The organism is Faecalimonas hominis, from assembly GCF_054660755.1.
The window spans coordinates 1-7,912 of the sequence record NZ_BAAHSH010000042.1 but is presented as its reverse complement, the minus strand read 5'-3'; the positions used below and the strand labels follow the sequence as shown (position 1 = coordinate 7,912).

At 37.2% G+C, this 7,912-nt stretch carries 8 protein-coding genes and 1 other annotated feature; of the genes, 1 reads left to right on the top strand and 7 read right to left on the bottom strand.

What is annotated here, in order from left to right; all coding sequences use genetic code 11:
- Nucleotides 1-50 precede the first annotated feature (50 nt).
- From ACYQ35_RS07925 to ACYQ35_RS07915, 3 genes are all read right to left on the bottom strand, one after another.
- Nucleotides 51-332, bottom strand: a complete 282-nt coding sequence (locus tag ACYQ35_RS07925; RefSeq protein ID WP_009460851.1) for a hypothetical protein — start codon at nucleotides 330-332, stop codon at nucleotides 51-53.
- Between the two features lie 364 nt (nucleotides 333-696).
- Entirely contained in the window at nucleotides 697-1,617 is a 921-nt protein-coding gene (gene metA, locus ACYQ35_RS07920) for a homoserine O-acetyltransferase MetA (RefSeq protein WP_009460845.1), read from the bottom strand.
- Between the two features lie 5 nt (nucleotides 1,618-1,622).
- Nucleotides 1,623-2,885, bottom strand: a complete 1,263-nt coding sequence (locus ACYQ35_RS07915) for an AI-2E family transporter (protein WP_009460843.1) — start codon at nucleotides 2,883-2,885, stop codon at nucleotides 1,623-1,625.
- 124 nt (nucleotides 2,886-3,009) lie between these two features.
- Between ACYQ35_RS07915 and ACYQ35_RS07910 the strand changes: the two genes are divergently transcribed.
- Nucleotides 3,010-3,828, top strand: a complete 819-nt coding sequence (locus ACYQ35_RS07910; RefSeq protein WP_009460841.1) for a putative manganese transporter — start codon at nucleotides 3,010-3,012, stop codon at nucleotides 3,826-3,828.
- A gap of 51 nt (nucleotides 3,829-3,879) precedes the next feature.
- On the opposite strand, the gene ACYQ35_RS07905 is transcribed toward ACYQ35_RS07910, so the two are convergent.
- The 4 genes from ACYQ35_RS07905 to ACYQ35_RS07890 are packed head-to-tail and all read right to left on the bottom strand — an operon-like array spanning nucleotide 3,880 to nucleotide 7,546.
- A complete protein-coding gene (locus tag ACYQ35_RS07905; RefSeq protein WP_009460839.1) occupies nucleotides 3,880-4,209 on the bottom strand; it encodes a DUF1540 domain-containing protein in 330 nt (109 codons plus the stop codon).
- 51 nt (nucleotides 4,210-4,260) lie between these two features.
- A complete protein-coding gene (thrS, locus tag ACYQ35_RS07900) occupies nucleotides 4,261-6,222 on the bottom strand; it encodes a threonine--tRNA ligase (protein WP_459832005.1) in 1,962 nt (653 codons plus the stop codon).
- Entirely contained in the window at nucleotides 6,222-6,674 is a 453-nt protein-coding gene (locus ACYQ35_RS07895) for an acyl-CoA thioesterase (protein WP_009460834.1), read from the bottom strand. Before ACYQ35_RS07895 ends, thrS begins: the two co-directional genes overlap by 1 nt.
- Nucleotides 6,675-6,691: 17 nt before the next feature.
- Nucleotides 6,692-7,546 carry an aldo/keto reductase gene (locus tag ACYQ35_RS07890; protein WP_009460832.1) on the bottom strand — a complete coding sequence of 285 codons (855 nt, stop codon included), beginning with the start codon at nucleotides 7,544-7,546 and terminating at the stop codon, nucleotides 6,692-6,694.
- Nucleotides 7,547-7,621: 75 nt separating this feature from the next.
- Nucleotides 7,622-7,828 (bottom strand) — a binding site (T-box leader).
- Nucleotides 7,829-7,912: the final 84 nt, after the last annotated feature.

The window sequence follows — 7,912 nt, the reverse complement described above, 5'->3', positions numbered from 1 at the left end:
TGGTTTCTAATCAATTTATCTATCTCTTCATTTTCTCTCTAAACTGGGATTTATAGTGTATCAACATATTGCTTTGCCTGTACTAAATCCATAGAAGTCACTTCTCTTACTTTTTTTACAGCTTCCACTTCTTTAACACTTTTTTTCAGATGTGTTATATATTCTTTTTCTTCATCAGAAATAAAATATGTAGCTAATTGTTGATTTCCGGTTTCTTTACACAATTTATCAATCTGTATTTGCTGTGATTTTACTTGCTTTTGTAATTCATTGATTTTTATATAAAGTAAAATTCCACCAATTATCATTAAAACTATAATTCCATATTCCATAAAGTTTTTCTCCTTTAATTCACGTTTTCCAGTTCTACAAGTTGAAACTTTCTTCTCTATTAGCAGTTATATTTTGCTCCTGCATAAATCAGCAACACCCATCGTTTCCGTCATAACAATCCCCTCTATCTTCCAATTTATCTATTTCTGCCATTCTATCACATTTCCTAGTCTTTAACATTACTTTCTCAAAAATTTTAAGGGCATATTGCACTTACACAACATACCCTCATAACATTATCCCAAAGATAGTTTATATCATACTTTTATACTCCCTTTGTACTCCCAATTTTACGATACTACCCGATATTTGACATCATTTTACGATACTTTGACTTTTCAACAAATCCTTTAAAATCCCGCATTAGAATGGCGTTCCAAGCATATCATACGGAGTCACCTGATAAACATAATAATTCAGCCAATTTGTATACAGATTGTTCGCAGTTGCTCTCCACGTCAAAAGCGGTTTTTTTGTATCGTCATCATTTTCATAATAATTTTCCGGCATACTGATTGGTAAATTCTTCTCTTTATCTCTCTTATACTCCTTATCCAAAGTAATCCTGTCATACTCGGGGTGTCCCATAACAAAAATCTGACGTCCTTCTTGAGCCATAACGAGAAACGCTCCCGCTTTTTCCGATTCTGCCAAGACAGTCAATCGGCTATCCTGTCTAATATTCTCCAGCGGCACATCTGTATGTCTTGAATGTGGCGCTAAAAATACATCATCAAATCCTCTGACCAACGGAATTTTTCTGTTTAACACCTTATGCCAGAATACGCCAAACAATTTTTCCTCCAGAGGTTCTTTATCTATCCCATAATGATAATATATTCCCGCCTGCGCTCCCCAGCACAGGTGAAGCGTGGACGTTACATTTGTTTTTGTCCATTCCATTATCTTTTTCAGTTCTTCCCAGTAATCCACCTCTTCAAACGGCATCTGTTCTACAGGCGCCCCTGTGATAATAAAACCATCAAACTTCTGATGTTTTATTTCCTCAAACGTTTCATAAAATCTGTTCAAATGGCTTGTCGCCGTGTTTTTCGACTGATGACTCACCACATGAACAAATATAACATCTACCTGCAGCGGTGTGTTTGACAGTGAACGAAGCAACTGTAGTTCCGTATCTTCTTTTAGCGGCATCAGATTTAAAATTCCTATACGGATTGGACGAATATCCTGATGAACAGCACGGTGTTCGTCCATAACAAATATGTTTTCTTTTTCTAAAATCTCCTTTGCCGGCAAATCATTTTGTACACGAATCGGCATACTCTTTACTCCTCTTCCTTTTTCTCTTCTATATATTGAATTTCTTCATATTCCTTTGATTCTTTCGGTAATTTCTTTCTCTCCAGTTTCTGTTCAATAAACATACTAACCAAATAGTAGAAAACCGCAAACGTCGGAACTCCCATAATCATTCCGACAAAACCAAACAATCCTCCACCTAAAAGAATAGAGAACACAACCCAAAATGCGCTCAACCCCGTGGAATCCCCCAAAATTTTCGGTCCTAAAATATTTCCATCAAACTGTTGTAAAACGAGAATGAAAATAACAAAATAAATCCCCTTAATAGGCTCAGAAAGCAAAATCAATATTGCACTTGGGATTGCTCCGATGTATGGTCCGAAAAACGGTACTACATTCGTCACTCCTACAATAACGCTGACAAGCAGTGTATATGGTATATCTAAAATACTCAAACCGATAAAACATAAAATTCCGATAATAATTGAATCAATAATTTTCCCAATAACAAAACCGCCAAAAATTTTATGACTTTTTCTTGTTATCTGCAGCATCAGATTTGCCCGCTCTCTCGACAGCAAAGCATATGTAATTTTTTTACACTGTCCTGTAAATTTTTCTTTGCTGTTTAACACATAGACGGACACAATCACGCCTACCGCAATGTCAAACAGTGTCTCCACAACACTAAACACACCTACCGTTACAAACGACATCATTTGATTAATTCGTGTCAGCAAGTCTGTTTTCAGCCACATCTGAAATGCTTCTGCTCCATTTTCCAACACACTTTTTATCGTTCCTGAAAATGCGGTATCATGTATCTTTTCACTCTCTAAAAAGTCTATCGCATTATTTATCTGATGCGGAAGACCCATGATCAAATCTCTTATACTGCGATACAGTTCCGGAATAACCATATTTAAAAGTAAAATCACAACCGCAAATGCCACGAGTAATGAACCTGCGATTCCGATACTTCTCGAAACTTTTCGCAGTTTTTCTCTGTTTTTTGCTTTTTTCTCGAACATTTTTATGACTTGATTTTCAATTATAGTTACAAGTGGATTTAAAAGATATGCAAACACAAGCCCTAATATGATAGGCTGTAAAATTCCTCCTATTTTTCCGAGAAGACCGGCAATATCATCTAATCTTAGAAACGCGAAGTAGCAGACAATACCTGCCAATATAACTAAAAATGAGGTCAATCCCCTCATAAAATATTGTTTAATCTTCATTTGTGTCCTCGGCGTTATGTTCTTCGGTTTATTTTTTTCTTCCATTTATTTTTCCTTCTCCTTTTTTTCTGTTTTTTATTATAACCCTTTAAAATAAAAACCGTCAAGATTTCTCTGCTTGCAGCATATACTAATAAGTGAGATAATATTAAACCAGAGGTGATTTTTTATGATAATTGATATTTTAAAAGATACTATCCTTGATAGTATACATATTCTTCCATTTTTGTTTCTTGCATTCTTTCTTTTGGAAATGTTTTCTCACCACTCCAAAAGAATACATTTTACACTCAATCCTTTTTTAGCAGGGCTTCTCGGCTGCATTCCACAATGTGGTATTCCCGTATTGGCAGTAAATTTATATTCCGGCGGAATGCTTTCACCAGGAACTCTGCTGGCATTGTTAATTTCGTCCACTGATGAATCCTCCTTAATCCTGTTTAAGGAAACACAGGGGCAGGAAATTTTTCTTCCGCTTCTCATCACAAAATTCATTATCAGTGTGATTGCAGGGTACTTTGTTGACTTTTTCTTAAAGGACAAGTTCACACCGCCAGGTCAGTCCGCTGCCTGTGATTGCCACAGTTGTCACCACTCGCACGGTATTTTTCTTGCCTCCCTCAGGCATACTCTTGAACTGTTTATTTACCTGTTCATCTGTTCCTTTGGGCTTGGACTTCTTCTTTATGTAACTGACATAGATACTCTGAGCCGCATGCTGCTTGGAGGATCTGTTTTGCAGCCACTGCTGACTACATTGATAGGCTTAATTCCGAACTGTGCCGCCTCTCTTCTTTTGTGCGAACTCTACCTTGATGGTCTAATCGGTTTTTCTTCTTTGGTTGCCGGCCTTTGCGCAAGTTGCGGTGTAGGACTTCTCGTTCTTCTAAAAACTAAAATGGATAAAAAAGAAATTGGCAAATTAATTGGTTTTCTCTATTTGGCTTCGGCCGTCTCAGGTGTTATCCTTTCAATATTTTTCAAATAAAAAAACGCTTATATCCGTCCTCATCAGACAGATATAAGCATTTTTTATTTTTTACTTACAGGTAAATGTTGCACACTCTGTTCCATCACAGTCACAGGCATTACTTCCCTCTACGCTAATTTTTCCTGCATGGCACTGGCATTTTTCATTGTACATACAATCTGTCGCCTTACAGTCAATTTCGCTTCTGTCTGAAGCCGTATTACCTGAAACATCACTGTAACTATTACTGTAACCGTTTCCTTTTCTTTCCTGAAAACTGTCACAACAGGTTTCCTCTGCATTTTTAGCAGAACTTCCACCTACCTCAATCGCATCTAAATCGCATAAAAACTGTTTGTTATGCACACAAGTCTGCACTGTACATTTTAATTCCGGCATTGTGCTACCTCCTTTTTATCTCTGTTCAGAGATAGTATTGCCGGACAGTTTCTATTTATTCTCTTCTACTTCGATTTTACGAATTTCTTTTGTACGAATTTCTTTACAAATATCAGCGATAAATGTATCTAATGATTTTTGTCCTTCATCTCCCAAAAATCTGCTTCGCACAGACACAACTTTTTCCTCTTCCTCTTTTGCTCCCACAACAAGCATATATGGAACTTTGTCCAAACGTGTCTCACGAATCTTGTAACCGATTTTTTCCGCGCGGTCATCTACTGTACACTTGATACCGTTTGCGCGAAGTTCTCCCAATACCTGATGTGCGTAATCATGATATTTTTCAGAAATAGGAAGCACACGAACCTGTTCAGGGCAAAGCCATGTCGGGAATAAGCCGGCATATTTTTCAATCAACCATGCTAATGTTCTTTCATAGCAGCCCATCGCTGTACGATGAATAATATAAGGACGTTTCTTTTCACCGTCTTTATCTACAAATGACATATCAAATCTTTCTGCCAAGAACATATCTAACTGAATTGTAATCATTGTATCTTCTTTGCCGTATACATTTTTTGCCTGAATGTCTAACTTCGGTCCATAGAATGCAGCTTCGCCTGTTTCCTCTGTATAGTCAATTTCAAGGTGATTTAACATCTTACGCATGATGTCTTCTACCTCGTCCCACATCTCTCTTGTTCCGAGATATTTGTCCATGTTGTCAGGATCTGCAAGAGATAAACGATATGTTACGTCTTCTTCCACACCAAGTGTTGTCAGACAATATTTTGCCAAGTCAACACAGCCTCTGAATTCATCTTCCACCTGTTCCGGTGTGATAACAAGATGTCCCTCTGAAATTGTAAACTGTCTTACACGAGTCAGACCGTGCATTTCTCCTGAATCTTCATTTCTAAACAAAGTAGATGTTTCACCATAACGGCATGGAAGATCTCTGTAACTCTTCTGGCTTTGTTTGTATACATAATACTGGAAAGGACAAGTCATCGGACGAAGGGCAAATACTTCTTCTCCTTCTTTGTCCTCATCACCAAGAACAAACATACCTTCTTTATAGTGTCCCCAATGATCCGAAATCACATACAAATCTTTCTTTGCCATAAGAGGAGTTTTTGTTCTCACATATCCGCGCTTTTCTTCCTCATCTTCTACCCATCGCTGCATTGTCTGAATAATAGCCGCTCCTTTTGGCATTAATAAAGGAAGTCCCTGACCGATAACATCAACAGTTGTAAACAATCCCATTTCACGGCCCAATTTATTATGGTCACGTTTTTTAATTTCTTCCAAATGTTCCATGTGTGCTTTTAATTCATCTTTTTTCGCATATGCAGTACCATAAACACGAGTAAGCATTTTATTTTTCTCATCGCCTCTCCAGTAAGCACCTGACGAAGAAATCAATTTGAATGCTTTTACTCCTTTTGTACTCATTAAATGCGGACCTGCACATAAATCTACAAATTCACCCTGCTTATAAAATGAAATAACCGCATCTTCCGGTAAATCGTTAATCAGTTCCACTTTATATGGTTCACCCTTTTCTTCCATATAAGCAATTGCTTCTGCTCTCGGAAGTTCAAAGCGTTCAATTTTCGCGCCTTCTTTAATGATTTTTTTCATTTCTTTTTCGATTGTTGCCAAATCTTCATTAGAAAATGGCGCATGTTCAAAATCATAGTAATATCCTGTATCGATTGATGGTCCTATAGCAAGTTTTGCCTCCGGATATAATCTTTTTACTGCTTCCGCAAGTACATGTGAAGCTGTGTGGCGAAGCGCCGCCAGCCCTTCTTTGTCATTTGCTGTCAAAATATTTAAAGAACAGTCTTCTTCCACCATTGTTCTTAAATCAACAACTTCCCCATTAATTTCTCCTGCACAGGCTACTCTTGCAAGCCCTTCGCTAATATCTAATGCAATTTCATATACTGATTTGCTCTCTGCGTATTCTTTTACTGAGCCGTCTTTTAATGTAATCTTCATTATTTTTCTCCTTCTTCCTCTTCTTTATTATTATTTTGTGAATCTTCTAATCCTTTTGCAAACATATTGTGGAATTCGATTAAATCTTTTTTCAATGAAATCGGTTTCCCCATTTTTGTCAAAAAGCAGTGTTTTGTAACACCTTTACAGTGAATCATTCCTGTTCGGTCATTATGAATTTCATACGCTACCGTCAATTTGATTCCATTATATTCTTTAATTCTCGTTGTAATTGTAACCGTATCTCCAAAACGAACCATGCGGAGATATGTCGCTTCCACCTCTAAAACAGGGCTTAAAATACCTTCTTTTTCCATTTCATCGTATCCCATTCCCAGTTGTTCCATAAAATCCGTTCTCGCTTCTTCAAACCAGCGAATATAGTTTGAATGGTGAACAATTCCCATCTGGTCTGTTTCATAATACTGTACTTTGTGCTTATATGCTTTCATCTTACCTTTCCTGCTCCTTATTCTGTAATTCTTTCCCTGTCAGGATATTCTCCTGACCAACCGGTTTGCGGCATTGTTTCCAGTCTATACATATCTTCCTTTGATAATGCGAAAGAAAACACATTCTGATTTTCTTTCATTCTTTCCAAACTTGAAGATTTAGGCAACGGAATAATCCCATTCTGCACTAAATATCGCAAACATATACGTGCGGGAGTAACACCATATTTCTTGGCAAGTTCCACAATTAGTTCATCTTGAAGCACCCTCCCCCGTCCGATAGGACTCCACGCCTGAAGAATCATTCCTTTTTCTTTGCAATACTGTACTGCTGCCGTTTGGGAATATCCCGGGTGTATTTCTAACTGATTCATCATCGGTTGGATTTGGCATTTCTGCAAAAGCGGTTCAATGTGCTGCGGCAAAAAATTACTTAATCCAATAGTTCTTATTTTCCCTTCCAGATAAAGTTCTTCCATTGCTCTCCATGTTTCTCTATCCAGTTCTTTCCAATCTTCTGCTTCCGGATACGGTTTGGGCCAGTGAATTAAATATCCGTCTAAATATTCCATCTGAAGACGTTCCAAAGATTGCTTAAAAGCTCTTTTTGTATTTTCATATCCCATTTCCGTTTTCCACACTTTTGATACAACAAAAAACTCTTCTCTCGGAATTCCACTTTGTTTTATCGCTTCTCCTAAAACTCTTTCCGTATCATAGAATGAAGCCGTATCAAAATATCTGTATCCCGCTTCTATGGCTAATTGAATCGTTTTTACATTATCTTCCTGTGCTGCTTTATATGTTCCAAAAGCAATGCAGGGAATACGAACACCATTTGACAATGTATAAAAATCATGAATATTTTTCATTTTTTACCTCCTTTACTAATTGTTCTTCCCATATACATACTAACAAAAAAGTCCCTTGCAATGAATCACTTCACTGCAAGGGACGAGTATACTTCACTCGCGGTTCCACCCTAATTGTACTGACAATGTCAGAACCACTCCTAATGATGATAACGGAATCACCGGACAGTTTTGCTGTCACTCAGAGGTAGTTTTCAAATGTTTCCGAAATAAGAAGCTTCCAGCCTGCGACTTCTCTCTCTGTATCCTTTCACATTCTACTCTTCTCGTCAACGTATTATCATATATTACTTATTATAGCATCATCACTTTATTTGTCAATCAGTAAAGTTTCTATCTTTGTCTTCATATAAACCATTTTTGATA